Source organism: Nonomuraea phyllanthi, from assembly GCF_006334985.2.
Taxonomy (GTDB): domain Bacteria; phylum Actinomycetota; class Actinomycetes; order Streptosporangiales; family Streptosporangiaceae; genus Nonomuraea; species Nonomuraea phyllanthi.
This window is the reverse complement of sequence record NZ_VDLX02000001.1, coordinates 152146-168818: the sequence shown is the minus strand read 5'-3', so window position 1 is coordinate 168818 and position 16673 is coordinate 152146. Positions and strand designations below refer to the sequence as shown.

Sequence of the window (16673 nt, the reverse complement as noted above, 5' to 3'; positions counted from 1 at the left end):
CCCCGGTCCTCGCGCTACCCCCGATGGCCTATGACGGTGGGTCGCCGGTGCCGGGGCGCACCTCCACGAGACCCATGAGCGCGATCCCGGCGCCCCTGGCGATCTCGCCGAGCTGGACCGAGGTCAGCCCGCTGATCTCCATCCGCCGCCCCTGCGTGCCGAGCACCTCACCACCCGCCTCGATCACGGCGGCGCACAGCGGGCGAGGCCGGTCCGACAGCACGCTGATCGTCTCCAGCCGGAAGCGGTCGACGAACGCGGTGGCCGACCCGCTCCCGACGATCCGGCCGCGCGAGATCACCACCAGGTCGTCCACCAGGTCCTCCAGCCCGGCCAGCAGGCGGCTGGTGAGCAGCACCGTGCGGCCCTGGCCGCGCAGCCGGCGCAGCAGCTCCTTCAGCCAGGCGATCTCCTGGGGGTCGAGCCCGTCCAGCGGCTCGTCGAGCAGGACGGTCTCGGGGTCGCCGGCCAGCGCGGTCGCCAGAGCGAGGCGCCGCCGCGGGGCGGCGGGCAGCCTCCGCACCCGCTGACCGGCCACCGCGCCGAGCCCGACCAGGTCGAGGACGGTCTCGGCCCGGGACCTCGGCATGCCGGCCAGCCGGGCCGCCCAGCGCACGCTGTCGATCACCCGGCGGGAGGGGTGCGCGCTCCGGACGTCCATGACGGCGCCCACCTTGCGGGCGGGAGCGGGCCACTCGTGGATGGGCCGGCCGTCGATGAGGGCGGAGCCCGACGTCGGGCGTACGAGACCCAGGAAGAGGCGGAGAGTCGTGGACTTGCCGGCACCGTCGGCCCCCAGGAGACCGGTGATGGCACCGGGCCTGACGGCGAAGCGGGCGTCGCTGAGCGCCACGACCGGGCCGAACCGTTTCGTCAGGGTCTTCGCGTCCAGCATCGGCATCATCCCGTTTCACCGCGATCATTGACCTTGCGTCGTGAAATGAGGAGCGCTCCGCCCTGGCAATGCTAGCCATCAAGGGGATGGCATTCGTCTTTTGCTCATTTAGCTACGGCTCGGATTCGGGCGCCGCCGTGAGGACGCGGCGGAGGAACTCCTCGACGGCGGCCACCGCCGTGTCGTGGTCGCCGCCCCTGGCCACCAGCAGCGCGCTCTCGTTGACCGCCGCCAGCAGCATGTGCGCGTGCAGGTCGAGGAACTCGGCCGGCACCGCCCCCGTGGCCTCCAGCGCGCCCTTGAGCATCCCGAACGAGTAGCGCTCCTCCATGGCCCGCCACCGCTCCCAGCCCATCACCGACGGCGCGTCGATGAGCACGATGCGCTTGATGACCGGGTCGCCGGCCAGCGAGATCCAGGCGAGGACCCCGGCGCGCAGGGCGGCCACCGGGTCGGAGATGCCGCGGACCGCCTCGAGGAGCTTGCCGCCGACGGCCGACTCCGTGGCCTCCAGCACCGCCTCGAACAGGGCGTCCTTGCCCGCGTAGTGGTGGTAGAGCGCCCCCCTGCTCAGCCCCGACTCCTGCAGCACCGCCTCGATCGAGGTGTCGTCGTAGCCCCGCTCGGCGAACAGCCGCGTGGCGATCGCGAGGACCCTGTCGCGGGTGGCCGCTCCGCGCTCCGCCTTGAGGTTCATGGCACCACTCTAGACATACCGACCGTCAGTCGGTAATTTCATAGACCGACAGTCGGTCTGTAAACGAGGAGCATCCATGAACGGCATCCACTACGTCGACGTCGGCGACGGGCCCGTCAGCCTGTTCGTGCACGGCGTGGGCACCAGCTCGTACCTGTGGCGGCACGTCATCGACGCCTTCCGGGGCGAGCGCCGCTGCGTGGCCATCGACCTGCCGCTGCACGGCGGCAGCGCGCCGCGCGACGACCTGTCGATCCCCGCGATGGCCGAGGCCGTAGAGGAGCTGTGCGACGGGCTCGGGCTCGCCGAGGTGGACCTCGTCGCCAACGACACCGGCGGCGCCGTGGCCCAGGTCTTCGCCGTACGCCACCGCGAACGGCTGCGCACGCTCACCCTCACCAACTGCGACGTGCACACCAACACGCCGCCCGAGGCGTTCAGGTCCACGGTGGAGCTGGCCGCCAGGGGCGAGCTGGCCGCGCTGACCGCGGCCGTGCTGGAGCGGCCGGAGCTGCTGGCGAGGACCGCGTTCGGCGAGGGCTACGAGCGGATCGGCGACCCGGCGGAGCTGGTGGACGCGTACCTGCGGCCGATCCTCGACAAGCCCGGCGGCGGCCGGGCGCTGGAGCGCATGCTGACCGCCATCGACGCCAAGCACCTGGTCGCCATCGAGCCGCAGCTGACCGTGCTGACCGTGCCGACGCTGGTGGTCTGGGGCACCGGGGACGTCTTCTTCGACGTGCGGTGGGCCCGGTGGCTGCGCGACACGATCCCCGGCGTCAAGGAGGTCGTCGAGATCGAGGGCGGCCGGCTGTTCTTCCCCGACGAGCGGGCCGGCGAGCTGGTGCCGCACCTGCGGCGCTTCTGGGGCCGCCCGTAAGGCCCCGCTCCCGTGGAACCGAAAATCCGTAGGATCGGGCGTATGCACGTGGAGACTTTGCGCCGCTATCCCGTCAAGTCGATGCTGGGGGAGGAGCTCCCCGAGAGCGACGTGAGCGAGCGCGGCCTCGCCGGAGACCGGGCGCGGGCGGTGCTGGACATCGCGACCGGGAAGATCGCCAGCGCGAAGAACCCCCGCCTCTGGCGGGGCCTGCTGGCGATCGAGGGCGCGAAGGCCCCGGACGACGAGGAGCTGTCGCGGCTGCTCGGGCGGGATGTCAGGCTGATCGACGTGCCGCCGGAGAACGCCCGTTTCGAGCGCTCGGTGCCGGAGCAGGTGCTGGCCGCGGGCATCGAGGCGGTGGTGCCCTACACCGTCGGCACGCTCGGCGGCGCCTCCCCTGAGGGCACGTTCTTCGACTTCGCGCCCATCCACCTGATCACCACCGCCACCGTCGAGCGGATCGGCTCGCTCGGCCCGCGCGGGCACGTCGAGGCGCTGCGCTACCGGCCCAACCTGGTCATCCGCACGGAGGAGGAGGGCTTCCCCGAGAACGCGTGGGTGGGCCGCGAGCTGCACGTGGGCGACGAGGTGGTGCTGGAGGTCATCGTGACCAGCCCGCGCTGCGCCGTGCCGACCCTGGCGCACGGGCCGCTGGGGCGCGACACCGACGCGCTGCGCACGGTGGCCCGGCACAACCGGGTGCCGGTGCTCGACCAGGGGCCGCAGCCGTGCGCGGGGGTGTACGCGCGGGTGGTGCGGCCCGGGCGGATCAGGAAGGGCGACGGGGTACGCCTCACGCCAGCGGCGTGAGGTACTTGTCCAGGTCGTCGAGGATCTTGCCGGCGGCCGTGACGCCGATGCCGGTCATCCAGATCTCGTCGTCCACGTTGTGGGCGTTGCCCGACTCGACCGCCTTCAGGTTCTTCCACAGCGGCCCGGCCGTCACCTCGGCCTGCGACTTGGCGGCGGCGTCGCCGTACGCGCTGTAGAAGACGGCGTCGGCGTCGGCCTTGGCGATGTTCTCCTGGCTCACCTTGCCGAAGCGCCTGTCCTGCTGGTCGGCCAGCTGCTGCGCCTCCGGCCGGGGGATGCCCGCGTCGCCCAGCACGATGCCGCTGAACGAATCGGGCCCGTACAGGCGGATCTCGGTGGGCATGAACCGCACGATGCCGACCTGCACCTTCGAGAACTTGGCGCCGACCTCCTTGGCCCGCGACTCGTACGCCGACATCAGCTGCTGCGCCTGCTCCTTCTTGCCCAGCGCCTCGGCGTCGAGCAGGAAGTTCTCCTTCCAGGTGATGCCGACCCGGTCGGTGAACACGGTGGGCGCGATCTTGCTGAGCTTGTCGTAGAGGGGCTCCTGCCGGAATTTGCTGCCCAGGATGAGGTCGGGCTTGAGCGCGATGATGGCCTCCAGGTTGGGCGCTTGGGTCGTACCGACGGCCTTGGTGGCCGACAGGGCCGAGCCCAGGTACGCGGGCCACTTCTGGCTCTGCGAGGCCTGCGCCGCGCCGACGGGCGCCATGCCGAGCGAGACCATCGAGTCGAGCTTGTCCGTGTCGAGCACCACGACCCGCTTGGGGGTCATCGGGACCTTCGTCTCGCCCATGGCGTGCTTGACGGTCCTGGTGGGGCCGGAGTCCTCGGAGGCGCCGGACGAGCCGCAGGCGGTGAGGGCGAGGAGAGGCAGCATGGCGACGGCGGCCAGGCGGAGGCGCATGGGCATTCCTTGATCGTTAGGTTAGGCAAGCCTAAGTATCGCACGTCCGATTTATCCACGCCGAAACCGAGTCAGTGAGAAACCCGAAACGTCGGCGAAACACCGGACCGGCGAGATTCACCAATGCGAAACACGGCTGGTCGAGCCACGAAACCCCAGGCGAACACGCTGTGGCCACACGTCACACGTAAGGAGGGTCGCGTCGTGAAGATCGATAGCGGCACCACAGCCTGGATGCTCGCGGCCACCGCGCTGGTGTTGCTGATGACTCCCGGCCTCGCTTTCTTCTACGGGGGCATGACCAGGGCCAAGAGCGTCCTGAACATGATGATGATGTCGTTCGGCGCCATCGTCACGGTGACCGTCGCCTGGGTGCTGTTCGGGCACTCGCTGGCCTTCACCGACAACCCCAGCTCGGCGATCAACAACGTCGTCGGCGGCTTCGACGCGCTGGGCCTGCAGAGCCTGGTCGGCACCGCCACGGAGAACGACGGCACCGGCATGCCGAGCCTGGTCTTCTCCGCCTTCCAGCTGACGTTCGCCATCATCACCGTCGCCCTGATCAGCGGCGCGATCGCGGACCGGGCGAAGTTCGGCGCGTGGATCCTCTTCAGCATCCTGTGGGCGACGATCGTCTACTTCCCCGTCGCGCACTGGGTGTGGGGCACCGGCTGGCTCAACACGATGGGCATCGAGGACTTCGCGGGCGGCACGGTGGTGCACATCAACGCGGGAGCCGCGGGCCTGGCGCTCTGTTTCGTGCTGGGCAAGCGCCACGGCTGGCGCAAGGAGCCGATGCGGCCGCACAACCTCCCCTTCGTCCTGCTCGGCGCGGGCCTGCTGTGGTTCGGCTGGTTCGGCTTCAACGCCGGCTCGGAGCTGGCCGTGGACGGCACGACCGGGCTGGCGTTCATGAACACCCAGATCGCCACCGCGGTCGCCGCGGGCGCCTGGCTGGTCGTGGAGAAGATGCGCGACGGCCACGCCACGAGCCTCGGCGTCGCCTCCGGCGCGGTCGCCGGCCTCGTCGCCATCACCCCCGCCTGCGGCTTCGTGGACCCGTGGGCCGCGATCGTCATCGGCCTGCTGGCGGGCGTCATCTGCGCCTACGCCGTCGGCCTCAAATACCGGCTCGGCTTCGACGACTCCCTCGACGTGGTGGGCGTGCACCTGGTGGGCGGCGTCATCGGCGCCGTCTCGCTCGGCTTCCTGGCCGCCTACCCCTTCCTCGACCAGCAGAGCGAGGGCCTGTTCTACGGCGGCGGCGTCGGCCAGCTGGGCCTGCAGGTGCTCGGCCCGGTCGCGGTCGGCGGCTACTCCTTCGTCGTCACCTGGGTCCTCGGTAAGATCATCGACAGGACGATGGGCTTCCGCATCTCCACCGAGGAGGAGATGACCGGCATCGACGTCACCACGCACGCCGAGACCGGCTACGACCTCGGCACCGTCTACGCCTCCGGCGTGACCTCACCCAACGGGGGCGCCGCCGCCCCGGCCGCTAAGAAGGTGGACGCATGAGGCTCATCACCGCGATCATCAAGCCCTTCAAGCTCGACGACGTGAAGGCCGCGCTGGAACAGTTCGGCATCAAGGGGATGACGGTCAGCGAGGCGAGCGGCTACGGCCGCCAGCGCGGCCACACCGAGGTCTACCGCGGCGCCGAGTACCAGGTCGACCTGGTGCCGAAGGTGCGCCTGGAGGTCCTCGCCGAGGAGGACGACGCCGAGGACGTGATCGACGTCATCGTCAAGGCCGCCCACACCGGCAAGATCGGCGACGGCAAGGTCTGGTCCGTCCCCGTCGACACCGTCATCCGGGTGCGTACGGGAGAGCGGGGTCCGGAAGCCCTGTGATGCGGGGAGAGGCCCGTTCGTACGCCGCGGCCCGCAAGGAGCGGGCCGCGGACACCGACCGCTGGCTCAAGGACCTGTTCCGTACGGCGAGCGACGGCGACCACGTCTCCCTGGTCGCCGTCGGCAGCTTGGGGAGGGGCGAGCTGGCGCCGGGCAGCGACCTCGACCTGGTCCTGCTGCACAACGGCCGGGCGGACGTCAGCATGGTCGCCGACCGGATCTGGTATCCGATCTGGGACTCCGCGGTCGGCCTCGACCACTCGGTGCGCACGGTCGAGGAGGCGGTGTCGGTCGCCCGGCAGGACCTCAAGGCCGTGCTCGGCCTCATCCAGGCCAGGCACGTGGCGGGCGACCCCGAGCTCACCAGGAGGGCCAGGGAGTCGGTGCTGGCCGAGTGGCGCACCGACTCCCGCCGCCGGCTCGCCGAGCTGCGCGAGGCGTCCGACCAGCGGGCCCAGACCAGCGGCGAGCTGGCCTTCCTGCTGGAGCCCGACCTCAAGGACGGCCGCGGCGGGCTGCGCGACGTCCAGGCCATGCAGGCGGTGGCCGCCGCCTGGGTGGCGTCCGCGCCCGGCCCCAGGGCGCGCGAGGCGTACGAGTTCATCCTCGACGTGCGGCACGCGCTGCACGTCGTCACCGCCCGCGGCACCGACCGGCTGGTGCTGCAGGAGCAGGACGCCGTGGCCGGGCTGCTCGGCCTGCTCGACGCGGAGGCGCTCATGCGCAGGCTCGCCGAGGCGGGCCGGACCATCTCCCACGCCTTCGACGGCACCTGGCGCACCGTTGACAGGCTGCTGTCAGGCCCCGCCCCCCGAGGCCGCCGCCCGCTGGCCGACGGCGTGGTCGAGCACGGCGGCGAGGTGGTGCTCGCCAGGGGCGCCAACCCGCGCAAGGACCCCGTGCTGGTGCTGCGCGCCGCCGCGGCGGCGGCTGACTCCGGGCTGCCGCTGGCTCCCGCCACGGTGTCCGTGCTCGCAGCTCAGTCGGCCCCCATGCTGGTGCCGTGGCCGGAGGAGGCCCGCGACGCGCTGGTGTCGATCCTCGGCGCGGGTCGCGCCGCCGTGCCCGTGTGGGAGGAGCTGGACCAGGCGGGCATCCTTGTCAAACTGCTTCCTGACTGGGAGCGCGTACGCCACCGGCCGCAGCGCAACCCGATCCACCGGTTCACGGTCGACCGGCACCTCATCGAGGCCGCCGCGAACGCCGCCAGCCACACCCGCGAGGTCTCCCGCCCCGACCTGCTGCTGATCGGGGCGCTCCTGCACGACATCGGCAAGGGCTGGCCGGGCGACCACTCCGCCACCGGCGAGGTCGTCGTCCGCGACATCGCGACCCGCATCGGCCTGCCCGCGCACGACGTCGAGACCCTCGCCACCGTCGTACGCCACCACCTGCTGCTGCCCGAGACCGCCACCCGCCGCGACCTCGACGACCCGGTCACCATCGAGAAGGTCGCCGCCACCGTCGGCTCCCGGGAGGTCCTCGATCTGCTGGCCGCGCTGGCGATCGCCGACGGCCACGCGACGGGCCCGGCCGCCTGGAACGGCTGGAAGGCCGGGCTGGTGGCCGACCTCGTGCGCCGCGTCAGGTCCGTGCTGGCCGGCTCGCCGCCGCCCAGGCCGCCCACGCTCTCGGCCGAGCAGGCCGCGCTGGCCCGGCACGGCGGCGGCGCGGTGCGCGTCAACGGCGGCGACGTCACGGTCGTCGCCCCCGACCGGCTGGGCCTCCTGTGGAGCGCCGCCGGCGTGCTGTCCGCGCACCGGCTCATCGTGCGCTCCGCCTCGTCCGCGTCCGCGGGCTCCACGGCGGTCATCGAGTTCTCGGTCATCCCCGAGTACGGCAGCCCGCCCGACCCCGCCATGCTGGAATCGGACCTGCGTCTGGTCCTTGCTGGCCGCCTTGACATCGAACAGAGATTGGCCCGCCGCGCCCGGTCCATGAGGCCGCCCCGCGTACCTGTGGCTCCACCCCGGGTGACGTTGGTGGACGACGCCTCCGCGACGGCCACGGTGGTGGAAGTCAGGGCCCATGACAGGCCGGGGCTTCTGTGGCGTATAGGACGGGCGTTCGGGGAGTGCGGTCTTGACGTGAGAGCCGCTCGCGTGGAGACTCTCGGCGCGGAGGCGGTGGACGTCTTCTATGTCGTGGATCGCGCTGGTCGCCCCCTCAGCGACGCCGCGCAGCGAGCTCAAGTCCGCGATCAGGTGCTTGCCGCACTGCGATAACCAACAGCACACGACAACCGGTCACCTTTGTAACAATTGTGTCCGAAATGCCGGTTAAGTCGGAGGCTGCGGATAGCTTGTGGACGGCTTGAAGGCCCGGTCGTGGACGGGACGATTGAGGGGTACGTGTAGCAGTGACGACGGGGAACTCCGAAGGCGGCCTCGCCGCGAGGCGGGACCGCGGGAAGCGGTCACTGCCACGTTTCGGCCTGCGCAACTGGCGGGTGAGATGGCGACTCACCGCACTGATCCTGGTGCCCACGATCGCCGCCGTCGTGCTCGGGGGAGCGCGCGTGGTCGGCTCGATCCAGACCATCGGCGACTACGAGCGCACCGCCACCGGGGCCGAGCAGGCGGGTCGCATCCGCGACCTGCTGCAGGCCCTCGGCGAGGAGCGTGACACCAGCGGCTGGATCGGCGCCAGCCGCACCGTCCGCAAGAAGCTCGCCCCCGACCTCGCCGAGCGCAAGGCCGCGGTCGACACGCTGGTCAAGACCGTGAAGGCGGACCTCGACACGATCGACGAATCGTTCGGCCCGCGCATGTTCAAGGCCGCGCAGCAGGCCAGGTACGACCTGGACGGGCTGTCCAAGGTCAGGGCCGAGGGCCAGGCCGAGCCGTTCCGCTACAACTTCCTCGCCGACACCCTGCTCAAGCTGCACGACGAGATGAGCCTGCTGTCGGAGGACTCGCAGATCCTCGGCCAGTTCCGCGCGCTGAACGCGCTGGCCGCGGCCAAGGAGGAGGTCTCCCGCCAGCGCATCCAGCTGCTCCAGGCGTCCTACGACGCCGCCAGCGTGGACGCCCAGGAGGTCGAGCAGTTCATCGCCTCCAACGCCCGCCAGCTGAGCGACATCTCCGACGTCGGCGCGGAGGCGGGCGCGGACGTCGGGCTCCGGCTGTCCAGGGCGCTCACCACCGAGCCCAAGTACGTCAACGTGCAGCTCACCAAGTCCCGCGCGATCACGCTGGCCAGCGGCCGGGCGCCGGGCGCGCGGATCACCGACAACCTGATCTCCGCCAACGGCAGCCGCGAGCAGTGGTACAAGGACAACGCCGCCACCATCGGCGTGCTGCACGGCATCGAGAAGCAGCTGGCCGGCGAGGTGAGCCTGCGCGGCAAGGAGCTGCGCGAGGCCGAGGTCCGCAACGCCATCGTCGCGGGCGCCCTGATCGTGGCGCTGCTGCTGCTCGTCCTGCTGCTCACCGTGGCCATCGCCCGCTCCATGGTCGGCCCGCTGCGCCGGCTGCGCACCGAGGCGCTGGAGGTGGCCGGCTTCCGCCTGCCCGACGTGGTGCACCGGCTGCGGGTCAGCGGCGACTCCACCGTCGGCGACGTGCGGCCCATCGAGGTCGAGGGCAACGACGAGATCGGCGAGGTCGCGAGGGCCTTCGACCAGGTGCACCGCCAGGCCGTGCGGCTGGCGGGCGAGGAGGCCGAGCTGCGCGGCAACATCAGCTCGATGTTCGTCAACCTCTCGCGCCGCACCCAGACGCTGGTCGAGCGGCAGATCTCGCTCATCGACGGCCTGGAGAAGGGCGAGCAGGACGGCGGCCGGCTGGCCGACCTGTTCAAGCTCGACCACCTGGCCACCCGCATGCGCCGCAACTCCGAGAACCTCCTGGTTCTCGCCGGCCACGAGGCCACCCGCCGGCGCAGCCAGCCGGCCAAGCTGGTCGACGTCGTACGCGCCGCGCTGTCCGAGGTCGAGGGCTACGAGCGCGTCCAGGTCAAGGTCCACCGGGGCACCTCCGTGGTCGGCAGCGCCGCCAACGACCTGGTCCACCTGGTCGCCGAGCTGGTCGAGAACGCCATCCAGTTCTCCCCGAGCAACTCCCAGGTCATGGTCACCAGCAGCGTCGTCGAGGGCGGCGGCGCGCTGGTGTCGGTGAGCGACTCCGGCATCAGCATGACGGAGGACGAGCTGGCCGAGGCCAACCGGCGCCTGGCCGAGCCGCCCGTCGTGGACGTGTCGGTCTCGCGGCGCATGGGCCTGTTCGTGGTCGGCCGCCTGGCGCTGCGCCACGGCATCAGGGTGCAGCTCAGGAAGGGCGAGGGCGCCGGCCTGACCGCCATGGTGCTGCTGCCGCCCACGGTGGTGGCGGACGGCACGCAGCAGCAGCCGCTGCCGCAGCGGCCCGCCTTCGGCGGCGGCACCGTGCCGGCCGCGGCGGCTCCGCCGGTGGGACCGGCCCCGCAGGCGCAGAACGGCGCGTTCAGGTCGTTCGGCAGCTTCGACTCCTTCGACAGCGGCCCCCGGCCGGGCGGTCCCGTACCCCGCCACCGCACACGGCCGCCGCAGGGCGCGCCGGGAACCCGCTCGTTCGACAGCGCCCAGGGACCGCGCTCGTACGACAGCCCGCAGGGGCCCCGCTCGTACGACAGCGCGCCTTACCACTCCGACCCCGGCAGGTCGGGGGTCAACGGCTTCACCGCCGACACCGACGGCGGCTCCTACCGCAGGCAGCCCGCCTCGTACGACTCGGGCACCTACCCGTCGTACCCCGACGCGGGTTCGGGCTCGTACCCATCTGGTAATGGCGCGTTCCAGACGCCCCCGCCCACGCGCGGGTTCCCCACGAACGACGTGCGCCGGCCCGAGCCGCCTCCCTCCGTGGAGGTGTCTCCCATGGAGCCTGAGCAGGAGGAATTCCTGCCGATCTTCGCGTCGGTGGAGTCCGCCTGGTTCCGCCGGCCGCCCGGCGAGCCGGCGCGGGACGCGGCGCAATCGACGGGGGCGAGTGGGGACAGTGCCCCGCAAGCCGTACAGTCTGGGGAGGAAGCGTGGCGAACGGCGGCCGACGCCGGTTGGCGCGCGGCGGCCGCTGCCGCCGAGCCCAGCCTTGGCGGCATCACCGCCGCCGGGCTACCGAAGCGCACCCCCAAGGCCAACCTGGTTCCCGGAACGGCGAGCCAGCCGGCGCAGCAGCCGCAGCAACAGCAGCGGCCCGCCCCGACGCCGCCGATCTCGGCGGACCGGATGCGTAGCCGGATGGCCGGTTTCCAGCAGGGTGTGCGACGGGGCCGCCAGGAACTTCGTGGACAGGAGAACAGAGTGAGTGAGCGTCCCGCCGGGGAGGATGCGTGACAACCCTTAGCCATGAGGCGAACAGGTTCGACTGGCTGATCACCGACTTCGTGCGTAACACGCCTGGAGTCGCGCACGCCGTCGTGGTATCGGCCGACGGCCTGTGCCTGGCCGCCTCCGAAGGCTTCCCGCCAGATCGGGCCGACCAGCTCGCCGCGGTGTCGGCGGGCCTGCTGAGCCTGACCGTGGGGGCCTCCAGGGTGTTCGAGGGCGGCGCGGTGACGCAGACCGTCGTCGAGATGCAGCGTGGTCTGCTCCTGGTCATGGCGATCAGTGACGGCTCGGTGCTCACGGTCCTGGCGGCACCGGACTGTGACATGGGTTTGGTGGCGTACCAGATGACGTTGCTGGTAGACAGGGCGGGACAGGCGCTCACGCCGGCCCTGCGGGCCGAGCTCCAGGCCGCCAGGACCCGGTGATGTGATGGAACTGAGGGGAGCGGGCCGTGTACGGCGTTGACGGCACCGGGGACGACGAACCCCTGTTCCGTCCTTACGCGGTGACCGGCGGCCGATCCGAGCCGCGCTACCACCTGGCGATGGAGACGCTGATCTCGTCCATGTCGATCCCGGACGACGAGATGGCACTGCTCACCCCCGAGCAGGAGGCCATCATGCAGCTGTGCAGGTCGTTCCGGTCGGTCGCCGAGATCTCGGCCCTGCTCCGTGTCCCGCTCGGCGTGGCCAGGGTGCTCGTGGCGGACATGTCCGACGAAGGGCTTGTCCGCCTGCACCAGCCACAGCTCAGCCAGGGACAACCAGACATCAACATGCTCGAAAGGGTGCTCAGTGGACTACGCAGGCTCTAGCCCCGGGCTGACGTCGACGAAGATCGTCGTCGCCGGAGGGTTCGGCGTCGGTAAGACGACGTTCGTGGGGGCGGTGTCCGAGATCCTCCCGCTGACCACAGAGGCGGTGATGACCGACGCGTCCGCGGGCATCGACGACCTCGGGCTCACGCCCCTCAAGCAGACGACGACCGTGGCCATGGACTTCGGCCGCCTGTCGCTCGACCGCGACCTGATCCTCTACCTGTTCGGCACGCCCGGGCAGCACCGGTTCTGGTTCATGTGGGATGACCTGGTGCGGGGCGCGATCGGGGCGGTCGTGCTGCTCGACACCCGGCGGCTGGCCGACAGCTTCCCCGCCATCGACTACTTCGAAGAGGCCAAGCTGCCGTTCGTGATCGGCATCAACGGCTGGGACGGGCAGTTCCCGCACTCCGACCAGGAGGTCAGGGAGGCGCTCGCGCTCTCGCCGCACGTGCCGATCGTGCGCACCGACGCCCGCAACCGCGAGTCGGTCAAGGCGACGCTGATCTCGCTGGTCGAGCACGTCGTGCGCCTACGCGCCGCGCCCGTCCGCTAGCCCACCCGCTCACGCCCAGGGGACGCTCTCCAGCGCGTTGAGCACCGGGACCAGCCGCTCCTCCTCGTGGGCGAAGTGGCTCTCCAGCTCCGCCGCGACGCGGTCGAGCGTGCCGGGATCGGCGGCCTCGCGCAGCTCGCCGGCCAGCCTGGCGATCACTACGTGCTCGGCGCGCAGCCGGTCGAGCGGCTCCTTCAACTCGGGGAAGAGCCGCTCCAGGTGCGGGAAGGCCACCCGGTCCTCGCCGTTGTGGTGGAAGGCCAGCGCGTCGCAGAACGCCAGGCAGTGCGTACGCAGATCGCCGGCCGGCCCGCCCTCACGCGCCTTGGCCAGCTCGCCCCGCAGGTACGCGTGGATCCTGACCAGCTCGTCCCCGAACGCCCGCAGCCGCTCCGCCTCGGGGTGAAGTGCGATGACCGGGATGACCCGGTCCGTCTTCTCCTGGTACGCGGCGAAGGCCGGATCGATCGCGGCCTGCCTGGCGTACAGCCGGTCGCGCTCCTCGCCCTCCAGGGGCACCGCCCTGGCCGCGAACCGCTCCTCGCCCAGCTCGACGAGGACCCTGGGGTCGGCCAGCACGTTGTGGTACCAGGCCGGATGGTGGGCGGCGCCCGCGTTGGAGGCGAACACCAGCACCCGCTCGCCGTCACGCAGGTAGACCGCCGGATTGGTGTGCCGCCGGCCCGTCCGCGCGCCGGTGGTGGTGAGCAGGAGGAGCGGCGCGCCCTCGAACATGCCGCCCACCTTGCCGCCGTTCGCCCGGAACTCCTCGATGACCCGCTCGTTGAAGTCAGCCACGCTCACTATCCTTTGGATGAGACTCGTATTTGCTTTGCAAGCAAAGCTAATTTAGACAGCAAGGTATTGGGGATGTCAACTGACGGCTTGAGCGTGGACGACGGGATCAGGACGCTGCTGCTGCTGATGCCTCGCATGGTGGGGCGCGCCAAGCGCCTCGGAGTGCCGCCGGAGCTGCGGTCGCTGTCGCTGGCGCCCCGGCACCTGTCGCTGCTGGCGTACCTGCTGTTCGACGGGCCGATGACGGTCAACGAGCTGGCGGGGCGGCTGGAGGTGGCGCCCGCGACGGTGAGCCTGATGGTGGGCGACCTCAGCAGGAAGGGCGTGCTGGAGCGGCGCGAGGACGACGCGGACCGGCGCCGCACGATCGTGAGCATCGCCGAGCGGCACGCCGGGCCGATCAACGAGTGGCTCGGTTACGGCGCCAAGGCGTGGCGCGAGGCCCTGTCGCCGCTCACGCCCGAGCAGCGCCGGATGTTCGTGGACACCCTCCTGGCCTACGAGCGCGCACTCTCAGGCTGAGCGGCCGCCGCCGGACCAGCGCCCACGTCGCACGGCCGCGGGCGCGAGCGGGGGCGCGCGTCTAAGCCGTGCGGCTGTCCACGAGGGCCTCGATGCCGTCGAGGACGCGCTGGAGGCCGAACTCGAAGGCGTGCTCGGGGCTGTAGGCCGCGTTCAGCGCCTCCCCGGCCGCCTGACCCACGCGCGAGGCCGTCGGGAAGCGGTCGGCGTCGGCGATCCGGCTGAAGAAGGGCGCGTGCGCGGCCCACCACTGCTCGTCGGTCATGCCCGTCTGGCTCTCGGCCAGCGCCGCCTCCACCGCGCCCCGCGCCGCCCCGTGCACGAATCCGCTGACCAGCGTGATCACGGAGTCCATCTCCAGGTCGGTCAGCCCGATGCCGTCCACGGCACGCAGCTCGTAGTCGTACTTGGCCGTGACGTTGGGCCCGAGCACCGGCCGGCTGGCCGCCACCTGCAGCAGCCACGGGTGGCGCAGGTAGAGCGCCCAGTTCTCCCGGGCGATCTGCTCCAGCCGGCCGCGCCAGCCGCCGGGCACGTCCTCCGGCCTGGCCGTCTCCCCGTAGACGGTGTCGAGCATGACGTCGAACAGCTCCGGCTTGCCCGGCACGTACGTGTAGAGCGACATCGTGCCGACGCCCAGCCGCTCGGCGACGCGCCGCATGGACAGGGCCTGCAGCCCTTCGGCGTCGGCCACCTCGATGGCGGCGCGCACGATGCGCTCGACGCTCAGCTCCGGCCGGCCCTTGCGGCTGGCGCGCTCGCTGGTGCGCCAGAGCAGCGCCAGGCTGCGCGCCGGGTCGCCCTTTCCCGAGTACTCAACGGTCACCTGCGTACGGTACACCGTACGGTTGTCGCCATGGAAGCGTATGCGGTACGGTACGCCGTACGGCAACGGGAAGGGGGCCACGTATGACGGCGGTGCTCGTGCGCGACCTGCGCAAGACGTACGGCGGGAAGGTGGCGCTGGACGGGATCGATCTCGACGTGGGCCGGGGCACGGTGTGCGGCCTGCTCGGCCCCAACGGCGCGGGCAAGACCACGGTCGTGCGCATCCTCACCACGCTGCTGCGCGCCTCCGGCGGGCGGGCCGAGGTGGCGGGGTTCGACGTGGCGACCCGGCCGCGCCAGGTGCGCCGCAGCATCGGACTGGTGGGCCAGCACGCGGCGGTGGACGAGGTCCTGACCGGCCGGCAGAACCTCGAACTGTTCGGCCGCCTGTGCCACCTCGGCGCGGCGAAGGCCCGCGCCAGGGCCGACGAACTGCTCGAACGGTTCGGGCTGGACCACGAGGGGCCGGCCAGAGAGTACTCGGGCGGCATGCGGCGCAGGCTCGACCTGGCGGCCGGGATGATCCTCGCGCCGCCCGTGCTGTTCCTCGACGAGCCGACGACGGGGCTGGACCCGCGCAGCCGGGCGCACATCTGGCGGGCGGTGCGCGACCTGGTCGCGGGCGGCACGACCGTGCTGCTGACCACCCAGTACCTGGAGGAGGCCGACCAGCTCGCCGACCGCATCTCGGTGATCGACTCCGGCCGGGTGGTGGCCGAGGGCACCCCGGACGAGCTCAAGTCGACGCTCGGCGGCGACCGGCTCGACGTGGTGATCCGCGACCCCGCCCGGCTCGACGAGGCCGCCGCGCTCATCTCGCGGGTGACGTCGGGGGCGGCCGAGACGGACCGGGACACCCGGCACGTGAGCGCGCCCGTGAGCGGGCGCGTGCGGGCCCTCACGGACGTGCTCGCGGCGCTGGCGACCGCGGGGATCGAGGCCGAGGACGTCGCACTGCGCCGCCCCACCCTCGACGAGGTCTTCCTGAGCCTCACCGGCGAGGGAGGCGAGGCGCGATGAGATGGGCCCTGGCCGACGGCTGGACCGTCGCCCGCCGCGACCTGATCCACTGGGCGAACCAGCCCATGACGGTCGTCTTCGGGATCGCCTTCCCCGTGGTGATCACGCTGGCCTTCGGCTACCTGTTCGGGGGCGCGGTGCAGGTGCCCTCCGGGGCCGGCTACTTCACCTTCCTCATGCCCGGCATGTACGGCATGACGATGCTCTTCGGCCTGAGCGCCACCATGATCTCCGTCACCACCGACGTCTCCAGAGGCGTCACCGACCGCTTCCGCTCGATGCCCATGGCGCCGTCGGCCGTCCTGGTCGGGCGGGCCGTCGCGGACCTGCTCCACTCGGTCCTGATCCTGGCCGGGCTGCTGGCCTGCGGCCTGGCGGTGGGCTGGCGCCCGGAGTCGCCGTCCGGTGCGCTGGCCGCGGTGGGCCTGCTCCTGCTGCTGCGCTTCTCGCTGCTGTGGGCCGGCATGTACCTGGGGCTGCTCACCCGGGACCCGGGCGCGGTGGTGGCGGTGCAGACGCTGGAGTTCCCGGTCGGCTTCCTGTCGAACGCCTTCGTCGCCCCTGACACGATGCCCGGCTGGCTGGGCGCGATCTCGGAGTGGAACCCGCTGTCGTCCACGGTCGCGGCGGCCAGGGAGCTGTTCGGCAACCCGGGGTGGGGCGGGGACTCGTGGGTGGCCGGGCACGCGGTCCCGATGGCCGTGATCTGGCCGGTGATGATCACGGCCGTCTTCTTCGTCCTGTCCGTCCGCCGCTACCAGCGCCTCGACCGGTAG

Annotated in this window: 17 protein-coding genes; 12 read left to right on the top strand and 5 right to left on the bottom strand. The window is 71.7% G+C overall.

Annotated features, from left to right (window positions below):
• Nucleotides 1-28 precede the first annotated feature (28 nt).
• Nucleotides 29-895, bottom strand: a complete 867-nt coding sequence (locus FH608_RS00765) for an ABC transporter ATP-binding protein (RefSeq protein WP_193318171.1) — start codon at nt 893-895, stop codon at nt 29-31.
• A 112-nt stretch (nt 896-1007) separates the two neighbouring features.
• Nucleotides 1008-1592 (bottom strand): TetR/AcrR family transcriptional regulator, encoded by a 585-nt coding sequence (locus tag FH608_RS00760; RefSeq protein WP_139627767.1) that lies wholly within the window; start codon nt 1590-1592, stop codon nt 1008-1010.
• 76 nt (nt 1593-1668) lie between these two features.
• On the opposite strand from FH608_RS00760, the gene FH608_RS00755 reads away from it, so the two are divergent.
• Together FH608_RS00755 and FH608_RS00750 are read left to right on the top strand one after the other, a co-directional pair.
• The gene (locus tag FH608_RS00755) at nt 1669-2472 is read left to right on the top strand and encodes an alpha/beta fold hydrolase (protein WP_139627766.1); all 804 of its coding nucleotides are present in this window, start codon (nt 1669-1671) and stop codon (nt 2470-2472) included.
• Nucleotides 2473-2514: 42 nt separating this feature from the next.
• The gene (locus FH608_RS00750) at nt 2515-3285 is read left to right on the top strand and encodes an MOSC domain-containing protein (RefSeq protein ID WP_193318170.1); all 771 of its coding nucleotides are present in this window, start codon (nt 2515-2517) and stop codon (nt 3283-3285) included.
• On the opposite strand, the gene FH608_RS00745 is transcribed toward FH608_RS00750, so the two are convergent.
• Nucleotides 3269-4195: an ABC transporter substrate-binding protein gene (locus FH608_RS00745; protein WP_226898838.1), complete on the bottom strand. Its 927-nt coding sequence runs from the start codon at nt 4193-4195 to the stop codon at nt 3269-3271. The genes FH608_RS00750 and FH608_RS00745 overlap by 17 nt on opposite strands.
• 204 nt (nt 4196-4399) lie before the next feature.
• Between FH608_RS00745 and FH608_RS00740 the strand changes: the two genes are divergently transcribed.
• From FH608_RS00740 to FH608_RS00710, 7 genes are all read left to right on the top strand, one after another.
• On the top strand, nt 4400-5713 hold the full coding sequence (locus FH608_RS00740) for an ammonium transporter (protein WP_226898837.1): 1314 nt from the start codon (nt 4400-4402) through the stop codon (nt 5711-5713).
• Nucleotides 5710-6048 carry a P-II family nitrogen regulator gene (locus tag FH608_RS00735; RefSeq protein ID WP_043616024.1) on the top strand — a complete coding sequence of 113 codons (339 nt, stop codon included), beginning with the start codon at nt 5710-5712 and terminating at the stop codon, nt 6046-6048. Before FH608_RS00740 ends, FH608_RS00735 begins: the two co-directional genes overlap by 4 nt.
• The gene (locus FH608_RS00730) at nt 6048-8273 is read left to right on the top strand and encodes a [protein-PII] uridylyltransferase (protein ID WP_139627763.1); all 2226 of its coding nucleotides are present in this window, start codon (nt 6048-6050) and stop codon (nt 8271-8273) included. Before FH608_RS00735 ends, FH608_RS00730 begins: the two co-directional genes overlap by 1 nt.
• Nucleotides 8274-8497: 224 nt before the next feature.
• Nucleotides 8498-11362, top strand: coding sequence for a sensor histidine kinase (locus FH608_RS00725; RefSeq protein WP_193318169.1), 2865 nt, complete (start codon nt 8498-8500; stop codon nt 11360-11362).
• Entirely contained in the window at nt 11359-11781 is a 423-nt protein-coding gene (locus FH608_RS00720; protein ID WP_139627761.1) for a roadblock/LC7 domain-containing protein, read from the top strand. Before FH608_RS00725 ends, FH608_RS00720 begins: the two co-directional genes overlap by 4 nt.
• Before the next feature lie 26 nt (nt 11782-11807).
• Nucleotides 11808-12170, top strand: a complete 363-nt coding sequence (locus tag FH608_RS00715) for a DUF742 domain-containing protein (RefSeq protein WP_139627760.1) — start codon at nt 11808-11810, stop codon at nt 12168-12170.
• Nucleotides 12151-12729, top strand: coding sequence for a GTP-binding protein (locus FH608_RS00710; RefSeq protein ID WP_226898836.1), 579 nt, complete (start codon nt 12151-12153; stop codon nt 12727-12729). The genes FH608_RS00715 and FH608_RS00710 overlap by 20 nt, the downstream gene beginning before the upstream one ends.
• 9 nt (nt 12730-12738) lie before the next feature.
• On the opposite strand, the gene FH608_RS00705 is transcribed toward FH608_RS00710, so the two are convergent.
• The gene (locus FH608_RS00705) at nt 12739-13527 is read right to left on the bottom strand and encodes a nitroreductase/quinone reductase family protein (RefSeq protein ID WP_139627759.1); all 789 of its coding nucleotides are present in this window, start codon (nt 13525-13527) and stop codon (nt 12739-12741) included.
• 72 nt (nt 13528-13599) lie between these two features.
• Between FH608_RS00705 and FH608_RS00700 the strand changes: the two genes are divergently transcribed.
• Complete coding sequence (locus FH608_RS00700; RefSeq protein WP_139627758.1) at nt 13600-14049, top strand: MarR family winged helix-turn-helix transcriptional regulator; 450 nt, start codon at nt 13600-13602, stop codon at nt 14047-14049.
• A 61-nt stretch (nt 14050-14110) separates the two neighbouring features.
• Here the strand turns inward: FH608_RS00700 and FH608_RS00695 are convergent, their stop codons facing one another.
• Nucleotides 14111-14875, bottom strand: a complete 765-nt coding sequence (locus tag FH608_RS00695; RefSeq protein WP_139627757.1) for a TetR/AcrR family transcriptional regulator — start codon at nt 14873-14875, stop codon at nt 14111-14113.
• A gap of 83 nt (nt 14876-14958) precedes the next feature.
• Between FH608_RS00695 and FH608_RS00690 the strand changes: the two genes are divergently transcribed.
• Both FH608_RS00690 and FH608_RS00685 read left to right on the top strand, forming a co-directional pair.
• On the top strand, nt 14959-15897 hold the full coding sequence (locus FH608_RS00690; RefSeq protein WP_139627756.1) for an ATP-binding cassette domain-containing protein: 939 nt from the start codon (nt 14959-14961) through the stop codon (nt 15895-15897).
• On the top strand, nt 15894-16673 hold the full coding sequence (locus tag FH608_RS00685; RefSeq protein WP_139627755.1) for an ABC transporter permease: 780 nt from the start codon (nt 15894-15896) through the stop codon (nt 16671-16673). Before FH608_RS00690 ends, FH608_RS00685 begins: the two co-directional genes overlap by 4 nt.

Coding starts and splice junctions, on each gene's coding strand:
- FH608_RS00760 (WP_139627767.1), bottom strand. CDS start 1,592: ATGAACCTCAAGGCGGAGCGCGGAGCGGCCACCCGCGACAGGGTCCTC.
- FH608_RS00755 (WP_139627766.1), top strand. CDS start 1,669: ATGAACGGCATCCACTACGTCGACGTCGGCGACGGGCCCGTCAGCCTG.
- FH608_RS00745 (WP_226898838.1), bottom strand. CDS start 4,195: ATGCGCCTCCGCCTGGCCGCCGTCGCCATGCTGCCTCTCCTCGCCCTC.
- FH608_RS00690 (WP_139627756.1), top strand. CDS start 14,959: ATGACGGCGGTGCTCGTGCGCGACCTGCGCAAGACGTACGGCGGGAAG.
- FH608_RS00765 (WP_193318171.1), bottom strand. CDS start 895: ATGCTGGACGCGAAGACCCTGACGAAACGGTTCGGCCCGGTCGTGGCG.
- FH608_RS00685 (WP_139627755.1), top strand. CDS start 15,894: ATGAGATGGGCCCTGGCCGACGGCTGGACCGTCGCCCGCCGCGACCTG.
- FH608_RS00735 (WP_043616024.1), top strand. CDS start 5,710: ATGAGGCTCATCACCGCGATCATCAAGCCCTTCAAGCTCGACGACGTG.
- FH608_RS00700 (WP_139627758.1), top strand. CDS start 13,600: ATGTCAACTGACGGCTTGAGCGTGGACGACGGGATCAGGACGCTGCTG.
- FH608_RS00730 (WP_139627763.1), top strand. CDS start 6,048: ATGCGGGGAGAGGCCCGTTCGTACGCCGCGGCCCGCAAGGAGCGGGCC.
- FH608_RS00750 (WP_193318170.1), top strand. CDS start 2,515: ATGCACGTGGAGACTTTGCGCCGCTATCCCGTCAAGTCGATGCTGGGG.